An 18,873-nucleotide genomic window follows, 5' to 3' on the forward strand; every position below is an offset into this window, starting at 1 on the left:
TGACGGGTCGGCCCGGCACGGGGGACGGTCCGTACGGGCTGGGGCGGAAGGTGGGGGTGTCAGGCGGCCGAGAGGTTCCGCGCCTGGAGGATCGGGCGGACTTTGTTGACCAAGACGATCTGCCGCAGCAGGTTGCGGCGGGCCTGCTCGCGGGTCAGCGGCTGGAGGGCGACCTCGGCCCAGACCCACTTCGGCGCCTCGGTAGCCTGGACGCCGTGCCGGTTCGCCAGCGCGGCGATGAGCCACAGTCCGCGCCCGGACTGGTCGTCGGTCGCCGCGTGGCGGGCGGTCGGCAGGGTCAGGCTGTCGTCCTGGACGCCGACCATCACCGTCCGGGACCTGGTGTTCAGGTGGATGGTGAGGAGGATGGTGTCCGAGTTGGTGTGCTCGACGGCGTTCGTAACCAACTCGGAGGTGATGAGGTTCAGGTTGTCGTGAGCCTCTTCGCCTACGGTCGTCCAGCCCTGGAGTACGCCGTTGACCAGGTCCCTGCTCTTGGGGACGGACTCGTTGACGCGGGGCAGGGCGAACTGGCGAAATCGCACGCTCATGACGCAGCACCTCAGGTAGGGATCGGTGGCATGGCCGCGTTTAGACCTGGGAAGAGCCACCCAGCCAGGGTTTTCAGCCCCGGACGGCTGACTGACAGTCAACGCCTCGTCGCTGTCCGCGAATAGCTGCCAGTCCGTACGCCACTTGTGAGCCAGATGTAGGCCAGCTTGTAGTCCAGGGAAGGGGCGCCGTGTCGGGAGATGACTCCACCGGCGAGTTGATCAAAAGGGCGCGGATCGCAAGGGGCTGGTCTCAGGAGCGTCTTGCCGTTGAACTGGGAAAGATCGAGGGGAGGGGGGAGAAGGGTCCGGGGCGCGGGCAGGTCTACCGGTGGGAGAAGCAGGGCCGGGCGCCGAAGTACTGGTGGCCCTACATCTGCGAGGTGCTGGGCTTATCTGATGATGCGTCCGTGACGCAAGCTGACGTGCCCGAGGACGGCACGGGCGATACCGTGACCTCAGTCCTCGCGCTGGGAAGGAGCGAAGTGATTCGCCGGGAATTCATGGCTGCCTCCAGCGGCTATGCGCTCGCGGCCCTTGGCCTGCCCGATCTCGACAGCATCACCCGCAGGGTGACGGCCAGTTCCGGGGCGACGGTCCGGGTCGGCCAGGGCGAAGTCCTCGCTGTCCGCCAGATGGTCAAGTCGCTCGGGGACGCCGCAGCGGAACTCGGCGGCGGTCACGCCCGGCACCTCGCGGTCCACTACCTTGTGGAGAATGTCGCCCCCTGGCTGGACGGGGCATGGTCGGAAGACACTGGACGGAAGCTCTTCGCCGGAACAGCCCAGCTGACCCACCTCATCGGGTGGATGGCCCAGGACGAGGGCAACCACGGCGTCGCCCAGAAGTACTACGCGCACTCGTACCGGCTGGCCGCGGAGGCCGGCGACGCCGAACTCGCCGCCACCGCGCTTCGTGGCCTCGCGGTGCAGGCCATCGACCTCGGCTATAGGGCCGCCGCCGTGCAGATAGCGGAGGAGTGCGTCGACCAGGCAAAGCGCCTGGACGACCCAAAGGCGCTCTCCTACTACGAGACCACCCTCGCCGACGCCGCAGCACAGGACGGCGACCGTGCCACGGCCACCACGTACCTCGCCGCATCCCAGCGACACATCGAACGGTCGTCACCGAAACCCGGCGACTCCTGGGCGAGCCATTTCAGCATCGGCCGCTGGGCCCACCACTCCGGCATGATCCTCGCCCGACTCGGCGACTACGACGCAGCTCAGGAACACCTCCAGGTCGCCCTCGACGTCCACGGACTCGACCGGCGCCGAAGCCACGCCATCGTCCTCGCAGATCTCGGCACCGTCCAGGTCCGCCAGGAGAACTACGAAGCCGCCTTCTCGACGTGGGGGAACTTCCTCGCGCTGGCCGAAGGCGTCCGGTCGGTGAAGGTGGACGACGCCGTGACCGACATGCGCGCCCGCCTTGCACGCATTCGGAGCATTCCTGGGGCGTCAGAGTTGCATGAGCGCGCCGCGAATTTCCTCGGTGCCCGCACGGCCTAGCGAGACGGTCGGCGGCGTCCGGCCGGCCGTGCTCGGCGGCCCGTCGCGCGATGTCCGCGCGGCGGGCCGGGTCGGTCAGCAGCGGGCCGATCGCGGCATGGAGGGTGTCCGGAGTGGCCCGGTCGAGCAGGGCGACCGCCGCACCGGCCTCCGCCAGGTGGCGGGCGTTGTGCTCCTGCTCGTTCCCGGCCGACGTCGCCAGTGGGATGAACACCGCGGCCCGCCCGAGCGCGGTCAGCTCGGCCAGCGTTCCCGCGTCGCTGCGGGAGACGACCACGTCCGCAAGGGCGAGGACGTCCGGCAGCTCTGGGCCGACGAAGCCGGTCACCAGGTACCGGGAGCGCAACTGTTCCGGCAGCGCCGCCGTCCGCTCCCGAAGCCGTTCCTCGTGGCTGGGCCCGCACTGGTGGACCACGTTGGCGTGGCCGAGCAGCCACGGCAGGATCCCGTCCACCAACTCGTTGATCTGCTGGGAGCCCTGCGCGCCGCCGGTGACGTACACGGTCGGCAGGGAGCGGTCGAAGCCCCACAGCCCGAGTGTCTGGATCGCTTCGTCGCCCTGGCCGGTCAGCACCTCCGGGCGGACCGGGTTGCCGGTCACCACGGCGGTGGCGTGGGCGGACTCGGGCAGGAACTGGAGTGTCGACTCGGAGGAGACCGCGACCCGGGTCGCCATCCGGGCCAGGGCCCGGTTGCCCAGGCCGAGGCGGACGGTCTGCTTGTGGACCACCAGCGGCCGGTGACACATCCGGGCGGCCATCCCGACCGGCACCGCGACGTAGCCGCCGGTGCCGAGCACCACGTCCGGGCCGAACTTGGCGACCGCGGAGCGGGCCTGCGCGACGCCCAGGGGCACGTGGCTCATGTCCTTGACGTTGGCCGGCGAGACCAGCTTGAGCGGGTTGGCGGAGTGCTGTAGGCGATTGACGGCGGGCGCCAGGCGTCGGGGCCCTTGTCGACCTTAGCCCTGTTCGAAGCCGCGGAGACCGCGAGCAACTGGGAGTGCTTCAAGTCGTTGGCGAAGGCGCGGCGCTTGTCCGTGGTCCAGGTGTCGGCGCCGAGTGGCAGGAGCCCTCCACGAAGCGGCGAGCGGATACCAGGTGGTCGATGTCGAGGGCCTTGGCGTCGGTGAACACCTTGTCGTCGTAGACGCTCACCCAGCCGCCGGCCACCGCCCGGCACTGGTCGTCCTGAACGACGTCCCGGCCGTCGCGCTGCAGGACGACCTCACGGGTGTCGCAGGTGCCGTACTGCTTGATCCAGTGCGGGAACTTCTCGCGCGAGTACCCGTCCATGGAGTGCGGGGCCTCGACGGCGAGTTCGTCGAGCTCGGCTCGGGCTTGGTCGGCCGGAGGCGGTTCGGGCAGCTGCCGGTGCTGGGCGGTGGCTGCGGAGGTGGCCGGCGGTATTGCGCCTGCCGCTGCTGGCGCGCCTGTGGAGGCCAGGACGAGGGCGAGCGCGGCAGAAGTGGTGGCGCCGCGACGCCACCAGGCAGAGGTGATCATGAGGCTGGGGCTACCGGCCGGGGACAGCCGACCGTCGTACCGTCACCCGGTGGTCGGCGCGCCGCCGCTCATGTCGACGTGGGCGGGCCGGGCGGCAGCCCGGGCCTGGAGGTAGGCGGTCCAGTCGGTCGCGGCCCGGGAGCGCCATCGCGTGAGGGTGCTGAGGTCGAGGCCGAGCATGGGGGGCGAGGACGGCCGGGGGCATGTCCTGCGCGAGCTGCACGAGAGCGGCGGCCCGGGCGGCTGGGGACGCCGTGGGCGGTGGGGCGTCGCACGAGTGCGCCGCCGGGGGTGTCGGTGAGAAGCGCGGACAGCAGCGGACCGTCCGGTGCGGTGGTCAGGCGTCGGCCGGGTCGCGTTGGGTGTCCTGCTTTTCGCCGCTCGCCGGGGCCGCTGCGGGGGAGGGGAAGGTGAGCTCCGCCATGCGGGCGGAGATGTCCTTCCGCCCCTTCAACGCGGCCTGTACGTCGCGCTTGGGAATCCCGGCGGTCTCCGCGAGCTCCTCGATGTCGCCGTCGAAGAGCGGTACGGCCTTCTCCAGTTCCCTCGCGAGCTCTCCCTGGGCCAGCTCGACCCGCTCCTTGGCCCGGTCGATCGCGGTGAGGGCGGAGGTCTGGCGGGTCTGTCGCTGCCGGAGGTCTTCGCGTTCCAGCTCCTGGCGCCGCTTCAGGGCCGCGCGCCGGTCGATCATCTGCTCGTTCCTGTGTGAGGTCATGGCGCGATCCTGGCGTCCCACCGTGCCCGAGTACAGCACCTTCGGGTGAGCCGCCCCGCGTTGTCGCCCGGCAGAAGGAATACGCGTTCCGGAGTTGCCCGATCACGAGCGGATCGGAAGGCGACGGAGAGAGGACCAGGACGGGAGAGAGGTGATCGAGGAAGAGCAGCGGACACGGACGAGATGCCGAAGCGAGAGCGAACGGGCAACTAGCCTGATCGAGAACAGCACACCTCTTGCTATCCCCGTCGCTCCCGAAGGAGTGCGCCAGGTGCCCTGCTCCGTCGGCCGCCGGATCGGCCGGTACGTCGTCGGCGCTCCGACGCGTCGCGACAGGCCCGGGGCCGGCCGGTGATCACCCTTCACCCGATCAGTGCGGGCAGCGGCATCGACTACCTGCTCTCCACCGTCGCCGGCGACGACGTGAGGACCGGTACGCGGTCGCTGGCGGCCCACTGGGAGGGAGGCGGGGACACCCCCGGCGTGTGGCTCGGGGCGCAGGCGGCCGAGCTCGGCATCGCCGGCCGGCGGGTCACCCAGGAGGCCGCCGACGCCCTGTTCAAGGACGCCCTGAGCCCGGTCGACGGCAGCCCGCTCGGCCGGCGCTGGAGCCGTTACCCGAGCGCCGAGGAGCTGTACGAGAGGTACGCCGCCGCCGAGCCGCAGGCCACCGGGGAGCGGCTGCTCCAGTTGCGGGCGAAGGCCGAGAAGGAGGGCAACCGGACCGCCCGGTGCGGGTGGGAGATGGTGTTCTCCCCGGTGAAGAGCTTCAGCGTGCTGTGGGGGTGCGCCGACGACGAGGAGCGGGCCCGGCTGGAGGCCGTCGAGGGGCGCGCCTTCCGGCGGGTCTTCGAACGTGTCGAGCGCGAGGCCTGCATCACCCGGACCGGCCCGACGCCCGCCTCCCAGGTGCAGGTCCGCGCCGAGGGTTTCATCGCCTGCGTGTTCGTCCACCGCAGCAGCCGGGCGGGCGATCCGGCGTATCACCGGCACCTGGCGATCAGCAGCAAGGTGCAGGTGGAGGACGGTCGCTGGCTGGCCCTGGACGCGCGCCAGCTGCACCGGATCGCGGTCGCCCTCTCGGAGGCGTACACCGCGGAGCTGGAGCGCGAGATGCACGCCGGGTTCGGCATCCGCGCCGGGGTGCGCCAGGACAGCATCCGGCCCGCGAAGCGACCGGTGCGCGAGTTCCTCGGGGTGCCCCTGGGCGCGGTGCGCGGGTTCTCCCAGCGCCGCGAGGCCACCGAGCGGGCCCTGGCCCGGATGATCGCGCAGTTCACGGTCCGGGAGGGCCGCGCGCCCGAGCGCGCCGAGCAGTACAAGCTGGCCCAGGCCGCCACCCTCGAGTCCCGTCCGGCGAAGACCGCGACCACCGTCGACGGCGAGCGCCGGCAGTGGCGCCGCCGCGCCAAGGCGTACGGCATCAGGCGTCCGGACAAGCTGCTGCGGGCCGCCGCCCGTAGCTGCGCCGCCCACCCCGCGCCGGGCCCCGACCCGATGGTCGTCCCGAGGGCGATCGACGCGGTGCTCGCCGAGCTGGAGAGCCATCGCGCGACCTGGACGCGCGCCAACGTCGAGGCCGAGGCGTGCCGCCGGCTCACCGCGGTCGGCGCCCACCTGCGCGACGACTACCAGCGGGTCCTCATCCGGGTCGTCGACGGCGTCCTCAGCCCCGTCCGGTGCGAGCTGCTGACCCCGCCCGACGCGGTCCCCCTGCCCGCCCGGTACGCCCGCTGCGACGACCGTCCGTCGCTGTTCGCCGAGATCGGCTCCCGGGTGTGGACCTCCCACGGCATCCGGGCCGCCGAGCGGAGCCTTGCCGAGGCGTCCACGACCCCCGTGCCGGTGCACCGCCTGACGGCCGAGCAGGTCGACCGGGTGCTCGCGGCCGGCGAGAGCGGGCGGGGCTTCGCGCCCTCCGACGAGCAGCGCGAGGCGGTGCGCCGGGTCTTCGGAGCGGACACCCGGGCCACGTGGGTGGTCGGCCCCGCCGGCACCGGCAAGACCACGATCATGCGCCTGGTGCGGGAGGTCGCGGATGCCCACCGGATCCCCGTCATCGGGCTGGCCGGCGGCCAGGTCCAGGCCGACCTGCTCGCCGCCGAGGCGGGCATCCGGGCGGAGAACATCGCCAGGTGGCGGACCATGTCCGAGCGCTACGGGCGGGGCCTGCGCCACTGGACGCTGCAGCCCGGCACGATCGTCATCGTCGACGAGTCCGGCCAGGCCTCCACCCCCGATCTCGCCGCGCTGCTCGGCCAGGTCCGGCAGGCCGGCGGGCGGCTGCTGCCGATCGGCGACCCGCGCCAGCTCGGCTCGCCCGGAGCGGGCGGCGCGCTCGCCGACATCGAGGAGACCGTCCCCGACGCCGTCGTCCGCCTCACCGAGGTCCGCCGCTTCCGCGACCCGGGCGGCACGGTCCGCCAGTGGGAGGTCGACGCGGCCCGCCGGCTGTCCATCGGCGACGCCGGCGCCGCCTTCGACGCGTACGACCTGCGCGGGCGCATCCACTGCGGCCCGGCCGCCCCGGTCATGCGCCGGCTCTTCGAGGACTGGCGGCGGGACGTCGAGGACGGCCTGACCTCCGTCATGATCGCCGCCACCGGCGCCGCCGTCGCCGAGCTGTCCCGCCTCGCCCGCGAGGACCGCATCGCCCGCGGCCTGGTGGACGACCGGCGCACGGCCGACCTCGGCGCCCGCGGGCGCGCCGGCGCCGGCGACATCGTGGTCACCCGGGTGAACGACCGCCGCCTCGCCACCGCCGACCGGCGCCAGTGGGTCCGCAACGGCGACACCTGGACGGTCGAGGCCGTCGGCGCCGACCGCTCCCTGACCGTGCGCCACCAGCGGACCCGCCGCACCGTCACCCTGCCCCCGGCCTACGTCGCCGACGCCGTCGACCTCGGCTACGCGATCACCTCCGCACGCTGCCAGGGCGTCACCGTCGACGTCGGCCGCGCCCTGCTCGACACCGGCTGGAACCGCAACGGCGTCTACCCGGCCCTCACCCGCGGCCGCTACGGCAACCACGCCTACCTGATCACCCAGGAGCCCCCCGACGGGGACAGCGGCGAACCCGGCCACCCGCGCACCGCCCGCGAGATCTGGCACGCCGTCGTCGAGCGCGACGGCACCCGGCTCTCCGCGAGCGCCACCGCCCGCCGCCAGGAGGAGCAGGCCCAGTCCCTCGCGACCTCCACCAGCCGCCTCGTCCACGTCCTCGACGAACTCAACGCCGAGGCCGCGCAGCGGGCGATCGCCGCACTGCTCGGCGGCCGCGCCGCCTCCCGCCTGGCCGCCGCCGAGGCCTGGCCCGCCCTGCGCGCCCGCTGCGCGCGCCTGGCCGACGACGGCCACGACACCGACCGGCTCCTGCGCGCCGCCTGGGCGGACGAGCGGGGCAACGAGACCGACCACCGCACGGGCCGGCCGCTGCGCGACCTGGCCGCCATCGTGGTCGCCCGCCTCGACACCCTGGTCGAACACCGCGGTGAGCGCTTCCGCCTGCCCGAGGGCGCGCCCCGCCCCGCGACCGCCCCGACCTACTGGGCCCCGCCCTGCGCCCTGCCCGGCGCCGCGCTGCTGGAGGCGATGGGCCTGGTGCTGCCCCACGCCGACCCCGGCGACCGGCGCGTCACCCTCGCCCACGACCTCGCCGCGCACGCCACCGTCCGGGCGGAACGCCTCGCCGCCCGCGCCCGCGCGAACGCCCACACCGGCACCGGCTGGGCGGCCGCCTACGGGCCCGAACCCGCCGACGCCGACCGGACCCGACCGTGGGCCGACCGGATCGCGGCCGCCGCTGCCTGGCGCGACCTGGCAGGCTTCCGCGCCACCCGGGCCACCGGTGACGCCCCCGCCGCCGCGCGCACCGAGCAGCGCGGCCTGTGGCGTGCCGCCCAGCTCCTGCCCGACGAGCGGCAGCACGCCGCCGAACTCGCCGCCACCGGCCCCACCTGGCTCGACGTGCTCGGCCCCGCACCCGCCCCGGCCCACCCCCACCGCGCGCTCTGGGACAGGGCGGCGGCGCTCGTCGCCGCCTACCGCGACCTGTGGGACCACGGACACGAGACGCGGGCGCTCGGCGACCGTCCCGAGGAGCCGGTCCAGGCCGCTGACCACGACCTCGCCCAGCAGGCGATCACCGCCTGGCGCAACCGTCCGGCCCCGACCGTCGCCGACGAGGAGCAACGACGGCGGGCCGTCTCACGCGGACGGGCCGCCCGCGTCGAAGCGGCCGAGGCCGCCGACGCGCTGGCCGCCGTCCACGCGGCCCGGCGCCTGGCCGCCCGCGCCCGGCAACGGGCCGACGACGACCAGGTCCGCGCCGACGCCGCCCGCCGGACGGCCGCCACCGACGACCAGCGCGCCCGCGCGGCCGCCCTGCAGACCCGGGCGGACGCGCACACCGCCCTGGCCGGCCGGGCCGACGACGCGCTCGCCGCCGCCGAACGGCGACTGGCCCGCACCGCCCCCAACGGCCTGCGGGCCAGGGCCGACGCCGCCCGCGGCCGGGCCGCCGAACGGCTTGGTGTCGGGCAGTCGGCCGACTGTCCCGACGGGCGGCGCCCTGTCCAGGCCGGCGTGCCCGCCTGGCGGGAACGCCCGTTCGGCGGCTGGTCGGACACCGAACTCGACGCGGCCCTGCGCAGCGCCCTCGACCACGCCGCGCGCCTGGACCGGGCCGTGGCCGACGCCGAGGACCGTGCCGCCCGCGCCGAGGCACGGATGCTCGCCGGCGGCCGCATCGACCAGCAGGTCCGGGCACTCGTCGACCGCGTCACCGGCCACGGCCGACTGCTCGCGGCCGACGCCGCACTCGCCGACCTGGCCCGCCGCCGGGCCCGCCCGGCCGCCGAACTCGCCGCCGCCCACCCGTCCGGCCGTCCCGCGCTCCGGGACGGGGAGCGCGAAGACCTCGTCGAGCTGCCGCGCACCCGTCAGGCGGAGTTCGAGGCCCTGCTCCAGGCCGAGCACCACCACCGGATCGTCCGCGCCCAGGCGCTCGCCGACATCGGCGACCTCGCCGACGTCGACGCCGCACTCGAACTGTGGGCACGGATCGGCGGCCGCGCCGAGGCCTACCGCGACCACCTGCGCCGGATCGCGGACCAGGACGCCCGGCACCACCACCGCACCGCCCGCGAGTACCGCGACCGGGCCGGCCGCCTTCGCCTGCGGGTCGACGCCCTGCGCGACGAACAGCGGGCGCGTACGGCGATGCCGGTCGACGAGCGCGGACGCGAGGCGGCCGAACGCCTGCCCGCCGTCCGGCGGCGCCGGGCCGAGAAGCGGGAGACCGTCGTGCGCCGGCAGGCCGGGCCGGGTGGTCCGGTGCACCGGTGCCGCGAACGCCTGCCCCACGACGGTGTCCCGCCCTCCTACCGGCCGTAGCGGTGCTTCCGGCCGGGGGAGGTGACCGGCCGGGACCTGAAGGTCCGCGTCCGCACCGAGCAGCAGACACCCGATCGGAAGGCCCGCTACGCGGTCCGCTCCGGTAGCGAGGGCATCATCGACGAGTTCGCCCACGGACACGGCATGCGCCGCTGGCGCTACCGAGGCCGGCCGAAAGCCCACCCGCAGCACGTACGCACAGCCATCGCCGTGCACATCGAACGGCCCAGCGGCCGGCCAGGCGGTGGCGAAGCCCCGTCACCGGGACCGCCGACCGCCTTCCGGACCTTCCTGGACGAGAACGGCGTACCCCGGCCGAAGTCCTGGCGAACCCTTGGTACTTGAGCCCGATCAACCAAGATCTCCGACAGGGTCGAGCCAGGAGGGCTCACGCGTTCGGGACGGCTCACGCGTTCCACAGCTCGGCGAGCAGCGCCTGCACGAGGGGGTTCGAGCTCGTGGGATGCGCGCAGAAGTAGTTCGTGAACTGCACCGCGATGTTCTTCGCCTCCGTGCGGATCGCCGGGGGTCGTAACGCGCGTACTTGTAGACCCACATGACGTAGAGCGTCGCGCGAGCGAAGCCGCTGCCGGGTTCGAAGGTCGTGTCCATGCCGGGCGGCTCATGAGTATCGTCATCGACCACAGCACCATCTGCTCATGCACGGCGGGGCAGCGAATCGGTCTCGTCCTCGCGTGATCGCCAACGAAAGAGCAACCGATGCAACCGATTGTCCTATTCGACCTGGACGGCCTTCTGATCGACTCCGAGCCGATCTGGGACGCGGCAAAGCGTGAAGTGTTCGGTCCGCTTGGCCTGCACCTCACAACGGAGATGCAGGCGGCGACGCGCGGGCTGCGGCAAAGGGACATGGTGGCCTACTGGTTCGATCGGGCCACCATTCAAGCCGACCCCGACGACGTCGAGCAGCAGATCGTGGCCGCCGTGTGCCGTGGGCTGGAGGCAGTGGCGCTGAAACCCGGCGCCGAACACGCCGTCGCGGCGTGCGCGCGTGCATCGAGGGCGATGGCCGTCGTGTCATCTTCGCCGGAGTCGGTGATTCGGCATGCGCTCGCGAGCACCGGCCTTGACCGATCTTTCGATGCCGTGTTTTCGGCCGAAGACGACGAACACGGCAAACCCCACCCGGGCGCCTATCTCCGCGCAGCCGCCGCCCTCGGCGCGTCACCCGACGAATGCATTGTGATCGAGGACTCGCTCAACGGCGTCCTCGCCGGCGTGTCAGCCCGGATGACGGTCGTCGCCGTTCCCGAGGCCGCTGATCGCTGCGATCCTCGCTTTGCGATTGCCACGCTGGTACTGGAGTCCCTCAAGGATCTCGACACCTCTGTATTCGGCGCGTATGTGTCCGGGGGGAGCCGGGACGCCACGTGGGCATCGCGTGCTGCGGATCCTCAACCGTTCCGCGAACCAGATCGTGCTGTATGACGCCCTCGATCGTGGGTCCGGGCCATCACGGGTGAAGGCCCGGACCCACCCCGGGACGGTTCACGCTCGCCGCCGGGCCAGCCGGCGGCTCATGAGTATCGGGATCGCTTCGGTTACTGCCGGTACCAGTCGTCTCCGCCGACGCGCAGCGAACGCCCGAGGTAGTCACGCAGGTTGTTGGCCACCCACCTACGGCTGTCGCTCTCGTGTTCCCAGACGAACACGTCCGGGCGCTGCGGCTTCTGCACGAAGGCGAACTGATCACCGCCCCCGTTGTCGCCGAAGAACATGAGGGCGTCGAAGGGCATGTAGAGCTGGGCGAAGGTCTCATCGGACCAGAAGCGGAGGTTCTGCTCGACGATCTGATCGATGGTCCAGACCGTGTCCACGTGAGCGTGGCCGAGCACCCCGTTGCTCTCCAGCAGCAGTTGTTCGAGGTCCGTTGGCAGAGCTCGCCCGAGCCGCCTCTCGGCCTCGACGATGTCGGACGCCGTGACCGGCTCCCGAAGCCCTGCATCAGGAAAGACTTCCTGCACCGACTGTCTCCACATGGCCGCGAGCTTAGCCAACGGCGACGTCATACCTGGTGAACAACCACAGCGCCCAAGATCACCAACTGCTGCCCATTCCGCTGACCAATCGCTGCTTCTTCACGGGTTCTGGCTCACTTTCCGTGGAGGGGTGACTGAGTGTGACGTCAGTGGTGTGTGGTGGGATGGCCGGACTCTGCTGCCGTGACCTGCGGGGAGACCGCCTTCATGCCCGTGTCCTCGTCTCTGACCCACGCCTTGGCCGAGGCCTTGGTCGATGTCCTGTGGTTCATCGAGGGCAGTGAAGACGAGCAGATGGATTCGGACGATGCCGTCAAGGTCCTGGAGGTGTCGCCCACCTGGTCAGCCAGCTGTCGAGCGACCAGCGGAGCGAATTGATTGACCTGCTCGGGACGATGGCCGAAGCCGAGTCCGACCCCGCGCGGCGGGAGTTCCTGGAAGAGTTCCCGGAAGACTTCGGGCTCGTTGATGATGCGGTCTGACCCGCTGAAAATCCACCTCATTGTGGACCGCCAAGGCCTGCCCCTGTCGGTGCATCTCCGCTGCCAACCTTCACGACAGCCAGGCTCTCATCCCGCTGGTTCGCGGCATTCCGCCCACCCGTTCCCGTCGCGGCCCGCGACGTCGACGGCCCGGCAAGCTGCATGGCGACAAGGCTACGACTACCACTGCCTGCGGCGATGGCTCGCTTCCCGCGGCATCCGGCACCGTCTCGCCCGTGAGGGCGTCGAGTCATCCCGACGCCTGGGCCGGTACCGCTGGGTCGTGGAGCGGACCGTGTCCTGGCTGTCCGGCTGCCGACGCCTCCACCGCCGCTACGAGCGCAAGCCGGGACACTTCCTCGCCTCACCCCATCGCCGCGACCCTCATATGCCACCACAGGCTCACCAAGTGAAATGGCGTCAAGTCTGGCGCGGTATGGATCCATCAGGGGGACAAATTGTGTCTGATGGCTTGCTTTGTTCGCAGCTCAGATGCGAAGCGCAACAGGACGTCGTCGATGCGTTCACGATAGTGAGCTTGAATTGCCCCCCGAACCAGGGGGTCTTTGAAGAGGGCCAAGCATGCGTGGCAGTGATGCGCGTATCGATCTTCCCATTGAATGCGTTCATCCTTGGTCGCCGCCCACGCCAAGATGTGCTCCGGTCCGTCTACGTACAGCCAAATTTTCAAGAAATCTGCGGACCCATCGCATACCAGAGCGTCAAACGATCCTTGCTCCCAAGGTGCATTGAGTTCTGGAATCTGCTCGCGCGTGAGGCCGCAACAGAATCCGTAATTCTTGTCGGGTGTGAGAACTCCAGTATTCAAGATGGAAGTGCAGCCAGTGCGCAGGTGCAATGTTTGGCGGTTGAGCATTCGTCGTTGACTCTGTTTGATGACCTGGCTGTAGTCTGTCGGCATCCACGGGGACTCGATAATTTGGAACCTGTCGCCATGTTGCTCTAGTAGCTGTCGGATTCGAGGATCCATGACGAGGTGGTCGGCGGTGAATTGCTGGCCCTCTTGTAGCTCTACCGCAATCACCGTCTCGTCAAGGTCAAGCTCGACCGAGAGGCACGCGGCGTTGATTACCGTTTCGGCGGCTACGAATTTTTGATGATGGTCTCCGGTGCTGATATTGAGTTGCCGCAGCCCGGCCGCTTTCAGTGCTTGCAAGCGCCTGCGGCCGTGCTCCATCCGCTTGGCCCAATAGCCGTTGGTGACGCAGCGAGTCGCTAGCCCAAGATTCGTCGCATGTGCAACTGCAGTTACAAGATCATCTCGCAGGAGGAAGCACTCCCCTCCAGAAAATGCCACCAACTGGCAATCTTGATAACGCGCACCCTCCTCGATGAATGAGAGAATATCCGCTAGCGTCAGGCGTTTGGTGATGTATGGGTTGCTGGTAAAGCAGCAATTTTTGCAAGCTGCCGTGCATTTATATGTGCCGAGAATGGTCAATACCCTCGGCTGCACGATCATGCTGGGCATTTCCATTGAGTCCATCCCTATCGGCCTACCGCCGCCGGCTGCTGAAGTTGTGGGCGTATACCAGCATTTGGCTTGTTAGTCGCGAGAGTGCGGACAGAGTGGCGAGCTTCCTGATCGAGGCGGTGTCTCCTTGGTGAGCCTTGATGAGCATCGTTGCCCTGTCCTCTGTTGGCGTGATCAAAAGGGCGACGGGATCCGCGGTTACCGAGACCCCGGCTTCCACAACGGAGATCAGCGTTGCCACTGGGCCTATTTCGATTTCGCCCACCCCGTAGCCAGTACCGACACCGTAGTGCTCGTCCCACTCCTCGAGCTTCGGTATTTCCCGCAGTGGCCGGCGCGCCAAGATGGCCTCGGTGAGCTGCTCGATATAGTTGTCTAGTTGCTCCGGCGTATATGAGTTCTGGAGTAGACCGCGCTCGTTCAGATCGTAAAGCGTGAGTCGATACACCTCGCGAAGGGCATCGGGCTGTCGGAATACATGGTCCGCAGCGTCAAGGTCGAACTGGATGCTGCTTTGCAGCTCACCTCGAGCGAGAGCCTCCTCGCTAATCCTGCTCTGATCGCCCGCTGCAGGACTGGTAAATGATTCGAAGTGACGAACAATGAAGTTGATCAGCTCTGTATTTGTGAGCACGGCGTAGAAGATTTTGTTGACGCGGTCGTGAATCGCACGCGACGCTGGCGGGTGGAGGCCCAATCGGGCCAGCACTCCATTGGGATCTCTGATGAACTCGTCGATAGTCGCGGGATCGTTGACGATCTGTGTCATCACCCGATCGATGCGCTCTAGATCCTGCCGAATATCGATGGCGAACGCGTCATCCGACTGATTGCTCACGCTAGCTCCCATCGGCCCTAGCTTGTAGTTGCGCTGCAGGCACTGCGGTATAGGGGGGTCCTGTGCAATCCAGGCTGAGGCACGGCGGCGCTACCCGCCACTTGAATACGCCGCAGGTCACTCACAACGGCTAACCTCCATCTTCCGCGAGGTCCACGACGGGGTTACTGAACCTGAAAGCGTGATGTCGGGGCCGTTTGCCTGACAGCTGCTGGGCGGGTCCGGCAGCCCTGGGCTGTGAGATACGCGCAGGGCGGCGGGTTGACCGACGCTGAGAGGGCCGCGCGGGAGCGGATCCGGCTTCAGGCCGTGGAACGCTTCGAGGGCGGGGAGAAGAACCGGGAGATCGCCGCCGCGCTCCGCCCTCGAACCTGAGCAACCTGCGACATGCCTGACAATCGAACAGGACCCAGGAGGGTGCTGTCCGAAGTGCGGTTCTGGCTCAACTTCCGTGCTCTGTGCACGGTGAGTGACGAGTGGCGGTGCGGTCGGCGGCGGGAGGTTGCCTGAAAATCGCCAGCGGCCGGGCCGGGATGGCCGACAGTGCTGGACCGTGGACGATCTGGTGCCCCGCTTGGAGGGGCTGCTGTTTCCGTCGGTCGCGGGTGTCGCGGTGCTGTCGGTCGACATGGACGTCGAGTCGGTGAACGTGAGGGTCCAGTCTTCGGCGGCGGGTTACAGCTGCCCGGGGTGCGGGGGCTGGTCGACCCGGGTGCACAGCTGTTACCTGCGATTTCCCGTCGACGGGCCGGTCGGGGGGAGACGGGTGCGGCTGAGCCTGCGGGTGCGGCGCTTCGTGTGCGTCAGCTCGTTGTGCGGGAGGCGGACATTCGTCGAGCAGATCGCGGGGTTGACCCGGCGCCACGGCCGGTGGACCGAACGGCTGCGGGCGGCACTCGCCTCGGTCGGTCTGGCGATGGCCGGACGGGCCGGTGCCCGGCTGGCCGGGGTGTTCGGGGTGTCGGTGAGCCGGAGCACGGTGCTGCGGATGGTTGAGGAACTCCCCGATCCGGAACCGCCGAGCCCGCGGGTGGTGGGCGTCGACGAGTACGCGACGCGCAAGGGCCGCGCCTACGGGACGGTGCTGGTCGACGCCGAGACCCGCCGGCCCGTGGACCTGCTGCCCGACCGGGAGGCATCGAGCTTGGCGGCCTGGCTGGCCCAGCGGCCGGGCGTCGAGGTGGTCTGCCGTGACCGCGCGCCGTTCTTCGCCGAGGGCGCCACCGCCGGAGCGCCGCAGGCCGTCCAGGTCGCGGACCGCTGGCACCTGTGGCACAACCTCAGCGAGGCGGCCGAGCGGGCCGTCGCCCGCCACCGGCAGTGCCTCCGCGCGGTAACTCCAGCTCCAAGTCCGGCCGTTACCATCGAACCCGTACTCCAGGAGGAGAACGCGGACCAGCCCTGGCCGACGGGTTTCCGGTTCGCCGACCGCACCCGGGCCCGGCACGCCGCGGTGCACGCCCTGCTGGCTGCGGGCCACAGCCGGCGTGCCGTCCAACGGCAGCTCGGCATGACCTACCGCACGGTCAAGGCTCTGGCCGACGCCGCGACCCCGGAGGATCTCTTCCAAGGCCAGTGGCAGAACCGGCCGTCTGTCCTCGACGACTACAAGCCCTACCTCGACGACCGCTGGAGCGAGGGTTGCACCAACGCCTGGAAGCTCTGGGAGGAGATCATCCCGCTCGGCTACAAGGGCAGCTACCAACGCGTCCGGGCCTACATCCGGCTGAAACGCACCTCGCCGCAGCCGGTGACCGCACCGCCGCCATCGCCTCGCACCGTCGCCGGCTGGATTCTCCGGCGGCCCACGGCGCTGTCCGAGGCCGAGCAGATCCAACTCAAGAGCGTCCTGGCCCATTGCCCCGAGCTTGACGCCCTGACCCGGCACGTCCGCTCGTTCGCCGTCATGCTCACCGAGCGCCAGGGCGAGCGTCTCCCCGCTTGGCTCGACGCGGTCCGCCAGGACGACCTTCCCAGCCTCCACACTCTCGCCGCCGGCATCGACCGCGACCGGGACGCCGTCATCGCAGGACTCACCCTCCCCTGGAACTCCGGCGTCGTCGAAGGCCACGTCAACCGGATCAAGATGCTCAAGCGCCAGATGTTCGGCCGCGCGGGTTTCGCGCTCCTTCGGAAACGGGTCCTGCTGGCCTCATGACGGCCTTGTCGGTGGCCGCTGCGATGATCGCCGCACAGTGGCGCGAGGAGATCATCATGGGAACCTGGGACATCGGCCCGTTCGAGAACGACATGGCCGCAGACTTCGCCTACGCTCTGGACGAAGCCGCCGAGGACGAGCGCGAGACCCTGGTCCGGACGACGCTGATCCGCACCATCCAGACCCGGGACTACCTAGAAAGTCCTGAGGGAGCTGAGGCCGTTGCCGCCGCCGCTCTCGTCGCCGCCCAGTGCCCGGGCGGTGAACCAATCAGCACAAGTTACGGCCCCGACGAAGCCCTTCCGATCTTCGCCATCGATCTTCGGTCGCTCGCTGTCGAGGCGCTCGACCGCGTGGGTGCCAAGGAGTCCGAGCTCGCCGACCTCTGGGACGAGACAGTGGACGGACCGAAGTGGCGGCAGACCATCAGCCGCATCCGCGCCGTCCTCGCACCCGAGCCCGAGCTTCAGCAAGACCCGGTCTTCGATCTCTAACCGAATAACCCAGCGTTACCGATCACGGAAGTTGAGCCAGAACCTCTTCACGTGAACGAAGCCAACGGCCGGACCGGAAGACCGGAATCACCGACGGATCCGGGGCTGGGACACGAGCGAGCCGGGGTCACAGGACCGGGGGACGCCCCGCCCGGGTCAGGCGCCACACCGTGGCCCACGAGATCGGCCGGCGCTCGCCGTGCCCGCCGCGCAGCCCCTCCCGCAGCCCGCGAACCAGGTGCGCGACGCGGCGCGGTCGCGCCGCATGCGGATCGCCGTGATGACGATCCAGGACGTGATGTAGACCGGGACGAGCGGTACGGGCAGGCGACGGTAGGCGACCCAGACCCGGTTGCGGGCGACCAGGCGCAGGTAGAGGGCGTGGCGGGCGGGGTCGCCGGCGGGGTGGTGGACGATGATCTCCGGGGCGTAGAAGCCGGTGCGGCCCTGGTCCCAGATCCTCATCGCGAGGTCGAAGCCCTCGTGGTACAGGAAGAAGCGGCCCGGCCAGTGCCCGGCACGCTCGAAGTCCGCCCTGCGGATCAGCACGACGCCCTCGGCCATCGCGGTGACGGTGCCGGGCCGGCTCGGATCGCCGGCCCGCAGCCGGGGCACCCAGCGGCGCACGGTGACGCCGGTGTCGGGGTCGGCGATGCGCGGCTGGACATAGGCGGCCTCGGGGTGGCGGCGGGCCTGCTCGACGAGCCGGGCCAGGACATCGCGCTCGGGCAGGATGGCGTCGTTGTCGAAGAAGAAGAGGAACTCCGCCTCGTCGGGCCCGGCGAGGCTGTCGGCTCCGACGTTGCGGCCCTCGGGGATCCCGAGGTTCTCCGGCACGGTGACGACGGTGACGCCGTCAGGCACGTAGTCCGGTTCGCAGCCGTTGCCGACGATGACCGCGCGCAGGTCGACCCCCTCCTGGGCGAGGAGCGAGGCCATCGCCCGCGGGAACTCCTCGGGGCGATCGTTCATGGTGAGGACCACCGCGTCGACGGTGGGCTTCGGGCTGCTGGTCATACGGCTCCGGGGCATGGACGGCGGATCGGATGCGATGCTCGATCAGATCACACAGGTCGGTGGCCGCCTGCGCGGCGGTCCGGTGGGTGCCGTTGGGAACGACGGGCCGGCCGTGCCGGGAGGCGAGGCGGCGCAGGCGGGTGGCGATGTGCTCGGTGAACTCGCCGTACTCCGCGCGTCCCGGGTCAGGACCTCGCGCGGCCGAGCACCGCGTCCGGGCAGCCCGCGGCCACGGCCGGGGCGACCTGGGCGTGGACGATGGAGTGGTACTGCGCTGCTGCTGCCAGGCTCAGGTGCTCCCAGCCGGCCTCGGTGGCAGTCGGCGAGCGGATGAGCTGATTGACGGCGCGCACCGGGGCGGCGTGCGCCCGGTCTCCGGTCGGCCGGGCGTGATCGAGGCGGCGAGCGGGGTGCCCCGCGCTGCGCAGCACGGCAACCGGCTGTTCGGTGATGGCGCTCCTGCCGCTCCCGTCGGCGCCTTCGAGGACGGCGAACACGCCGGGCTGGTCGGCCACGCTGCTCCTCCTTCACGTCCTCGCGAGGCCCCACCCCAAGGCGCTGACCGCTCTCACGAAGCACTGCCGGCCGTCAGCGGCTGTGCGGAGAGCCGGACCGACGGAGCCACTGAAGAAGTGCCATCGCCCGGGGCGGGAAGTCGGCCCCGTCGGCTCCCCGCCCCGGGCGATGGGTGGCGGCTTTCGGTCCGCCGTGCC

General features: G+C 70.5%; 16 protein-coding genes and 3 pseudogenes. 7 read left to right on the forward strand and 12 right to left on the reverse strand.

Features of this window, described 5'->3' with window-relative positions:
- Nucleotides 1-59: 59 nt before the first annotated feature.
- Complete coding sequence (locus tag ACFVHV_RS00290; RefSeq protein ID WP_359896602.1) at nucleotides 60-551, reverse strand: ATP-binding protein; 492 nt, start codon at nucleotides 549-551, stop codon at nucleotides 60-62.
- Between the two features lie 191 nt (nucleotides 552-742).
- Between ACFVHV_RS00290 and ACFVHV_RS00295 the strand changes: the two genes are divergently transcribed.
- A complete protein-coding gene (locus ACFVHV_RS00295; protein ID WP_380347739.1) occupies nucleotides 743-2,062 on the forward strand; it encodes a tetratricopeptide repeat protein in 1,320 nt (439 codons plus the stop codon).
- A 1-nt stretch (nucleotide 2,063) separates the two neighbouring features.
- On the opposite strand, the pseudogene ACFVHV_RS00300 reads toward ACFVHV_RS00295, so the two are convergent.
- The 4 genes and pseudogenes from ACFVHV_RS00300 to ACFVHV_RS00315 form a co-directional block, all read right to left on the reverse strand.
- Nucleotides 2,064-2,972 (reverse strand): annotated as a pseudogene (locus ACFVHV_RS00300) (glycosyltransferase); the annotation flags it as partial.
- A gap of 97 nt (nucleotides 2,973-3,069) precedes the next feature.
- The gene (locus ACFVHV_RS00305) at nucleotides 3,070-3,567 is read right to left on the reverse strand and encodes a hypothetical protein (protein ID WP_359896598.1); all 498 of its coding nucleotides are present in this window, start codon (nucleotides 3,565-3,567) and stop codon (nucleotides 3,070-3,072) included.
- Nucleotides 3,568-3,609: 42 nt separating this feature from the next.
- Nucleotides 3,610-3,747, reverse strand: coding sequence for a hypothetical protein (locus ACFVHV_RS00310; RefSeq protein ID WP_380347741.1), 138 nt, complete (start codon nucleotides 3,745-3,747; stop codon nucleotides 3,610-3,612).
- Nucleotides 3,748-3,904: 157 nt separating this feature from the next.
- Nucleotides 3,905-4,282 carry a hypothetical protein gene (locus tag ACFVHV_RS00315; protein WP_359896595.1) on the reverse strand — a complete coding sequence of 126 codons (378 nt, stop codon included), beginning with the start codon at nucleotides 4,280-4,282 and terminating at the stop codon, nucleotides 3,905-3,907.
- Nucleotides 4,283-4,633: 351 nt separating this feature from the next.
- On the opposite strand from ACFVHV_RS00315, the gene mobF reads away from it, so the two are divergent.
- Nucleotides 4,634-9,676: a MobF family relaxase gene (gene mobF, locus ACFVHV_RS00320; protein ID WP_380347743.1), complete on the forward strand. Its 5,043-nt coding sequence runs from the start codon at nucleotides 4,634-4,636 to the stop codon at nucleotides 9,674-9,676.
- Nucleotides 9,677-9,697: 21 nt separating this feature from the next.
- Nucleotides 9,698-10,021, forward strand: a complete 324-nt coding sequence (locus ACFVHV_RS00325) for a transposase (RefSeq protein WP_380347745.1) — start codon at nucleotides 9,698-9,700, stop codon at nucleotides 10,019-10,021.
- 61 nt (nucleotides 10,022-10,082) lie between these two features.
- Here ACFVHV_RS00325 and ACFVHV_RS00330 read toward each other — a convergent pair whose 3' ends face one another.
- Nucleotides 10,083-10,232 carry a hypothetical protein gene (locus ACFVHV_RS00330; RefSeq protein WP_359896589.1) on the reverse strand — a complete coding sequence of 50 codons (150 nt, stop codon included), beginning with the start codon at nucleotides 10,230-10,232 and terminating at the stop codon, nucleotides 10,083-10,085.
- A 164-nt stretch (nucleotides 10,233-10,396) separates the two neighbouring features.
- Between ACFVHV_RS00330 and ACFVHV_RS00335 the strand changes: the two genes are divergently transcribed.
- Complete coding sequence (locus tag ACFVHV_RS00335) at nucleotides 10,397-11,125, forward strand: HAD family hydrolase (RefSeq protein ID WP_380347747.1); 729 nt, start codon at nucleotides 10,397-10,399, stop codon at nucleotides 11,123-11,125.
- A gap of 113 nt (nucleotides 11,126-11,238) precedes the next feature.
- Here ACFVHV_RS00335 and ACFVHV_RS00340 read toward each other — a convergent pair whose 3' ends face one another.
- Together ACFVHV_RS00340 and ACFVHV_RS00345 are read right to left on the reverse strand one after the other, a co-directional pair.
- Nucleotides 11,239-11,694: an SMI1/KNR4 family protein gene (locus ACFVHV_RS00340; RefSeq protein ID WP_380347749.1), complete on the reverse strand. Its 456-nt coding sequence runs from the start codon at nucleotides 11,692-11,694 to the stop codon at nucleotides 11,239-11,241.
- A 128-nt stretch (nucleotides 11,695-11,822) separates the two neighbouring features.
- On the reverse strand, nucleotides 11,823-12,179 hold the full coding sequence (locus tag ACFVHV_RS00345; protein ID WP_380347954.1) for a hypothetical protein: 357 nt from the start codon (nucleotides 12,177-12,179) through the stop codon (nucleotides 11,823-11,825).
- Here ACFVHV_RS00345 and ACFVHV_RS00350 point away from each other — a divergent pair.
- Nucleotides 12,067-12,571 (forward strand): annotated as a pseudogene (locus ACFVHV_RS00350) (IS5 family transposase); the annotation flags it as partial. The gene ACFVHV_RS00345 and the pseudogene ACFVHV_RS00350 overlap by 113 nt on opposite strands.
- A gap of 32 nt (nucleotides 12,572-12,603) precedes the next feature.
- On the opposite strand, the gene ACFVHV_RS00355 reads toward ACFVHV_RS00350, so the two are convergent.
- The gene (locus tag ACFVHV_RS00355; protein WP_380347751.1) at nucleotides 12,604-13,641 is read right to left on the reverse strand and encodes a radical SAM protein; all 1,038 of its coding nucleotides are present in this window, start codon (nucleotides 13,639-13,641) and stop codon (nucleotides 12,604-12,606) included.
- A gap of 34 nt (nucleotides 13,642-13,675) precedes the next feature.
- Nucleotides 13,676-14,491 carry a hypothetical protein gene (locus tag ACFVHV_RS00360; RefSeq protein ID WP_380347753.1) on the reverse strand — a complete coding sequence of 272 codons (816 nt, stop codon included), beginning with the start codon at nucleotides 14,489-14,491 and terminating at the stop codon, nucleotides 13,676-13,678.
- Nucleotides 14,492-15,119: 628 nt separating this feature from the next.
- Between ACFVHV_RS00360 and ACFVHV_RS00365 the strand changes: the two genes are divergently transcribed.
- Nucleotides 15,120-16,649 carry an ISL3 family transposase gene (locus ACFVHV_RS00365; protein ID WP_380347947.1) on the forward strand — a complete coding sequence of 510 codons (1,530 nt, stop codon included), beginning with the start codon at nucleotides 15,120-15,122 and terminating at the stop codon, nucleotides 16,647-16,649.
- Entirely contained in the window at nucleotides 16,646-17,143 is a 498-nt protein-coding gene (locus ACFVHV_RS00370) for a DUF4259 domain-containing protein (protein WP_380347755.1), read from the forward strand. The genes ACFVHV_RS00365 and ACFVHV_RS00370 overlap by 4 nt, the downstream gene beginning before the upstream one ends.
- Nucleotides 17,144-17,270: 127 nt before the next feature.
- Here the strand turns inward: ACFVHV_RS00370 and ACFVHV_RS00375 are convergent.
- Both ACFVHV_RS00375 and ACFVHV_RS00380 read right to left on the reverse strand, forming a co-directional pair.
- Nucleotides 17,271-18,160: pseudogene (locus tag ACFVHV_RS00375) on the reverse strand (glycosyltransferase family 2 protein).
- Nucleotides 18,161-18,345: 185 nt separating this feature from the next.
- A complete protein-coding gene (locus ACFVHV_RS00380; RefSeq protein WP_380347757.1) occupies nucleotides 18,346-18,675 on the reverse strand; it encodes a hypothetical protein in 330 nt (109 codons plus the stop codon).
- Nucleotides 18,676-18,873 lie beyond the last annotated feature (198 nt).

The sequence above is a fragment of the Kitasatospora sp. NPDC127116 genome, from assembly GCF_042677365.1.
GTDB classification, from domain to species: domain Bacteria; phylum Actinomycetota; class Actinomycetes; order Streptomycetales; family Streptomycetaceae; genus Kitasatospora; species Kitasatospora lactacystinica.

Bases quoted from the DNA above. Each gene is read 5' to 3' on its own strand.
- ACFVHV_RS00290 (WP_359896602.1), bottom strand. From the start codon at position 551: ATGAGCGTGCGATTTCGCCAGTTCGCCCTGCCCCGCGTCAACGAGTCC.
- ACFVHV_RS00345 (WP_380347954.1), bottom strand. From the start codon at position 12,179: ATGAGGTGGATTTTCAGCGGGTCAGACCGCATCATCAACGAGCCCGAA.
- ACFVHV_RS00355 (WP_380347751.1), bottom strand. From the start codon at position 13,641: ATGATCGTGCAGCCGAGGGTATTGACCATTCTCGGCACATATAAATGC.
- ACFVHV_RS00315 (WP_359896595.1), bottom strand. From the start codon at position 4,282: ATGACCTCACACAGGAACGAGCAGATGATCGACCGGCGCGCGGCCCTG.
- ACFVHV_RS00335 (WP_380347747.1), top strand. From the start codon at position 10,397: ATGCAACCGATTGTCCTATTCGACCTGGACGGCCTTCTGATCGACTCC.
- ACFVHV_RS00310 (WP_380347741.1), bottom strand. From the start codon at position 3,747: ATGCTCGGCCTCGACCTCAGCACCCTCACGCGATGGCGCTCCCGGGCC.
- ACFVHV_RS00370 (WP_380347755.1), top strand. From the start codon at position 16,646: ATGACGGCCTTGTCGGTGGCCGCTGCGATGATCGCCGCACAGTGGCGC.
- ACFVHV_RS00305 (WP_359896598.1), bottom strand. From the start codon at position 3,567: ATGATCACCTCTGCCTGGTGGCGTCGCGGCGCCACCACTTCTGCCGCG.
- ACFVHV_RS00365 (WP_380347947.1), top strand. From the start codon at position 15,120: ATGGACGTCGAGTCGGTGAACGTGAGGGTCCAGTCTTCGGCGGCGGGT.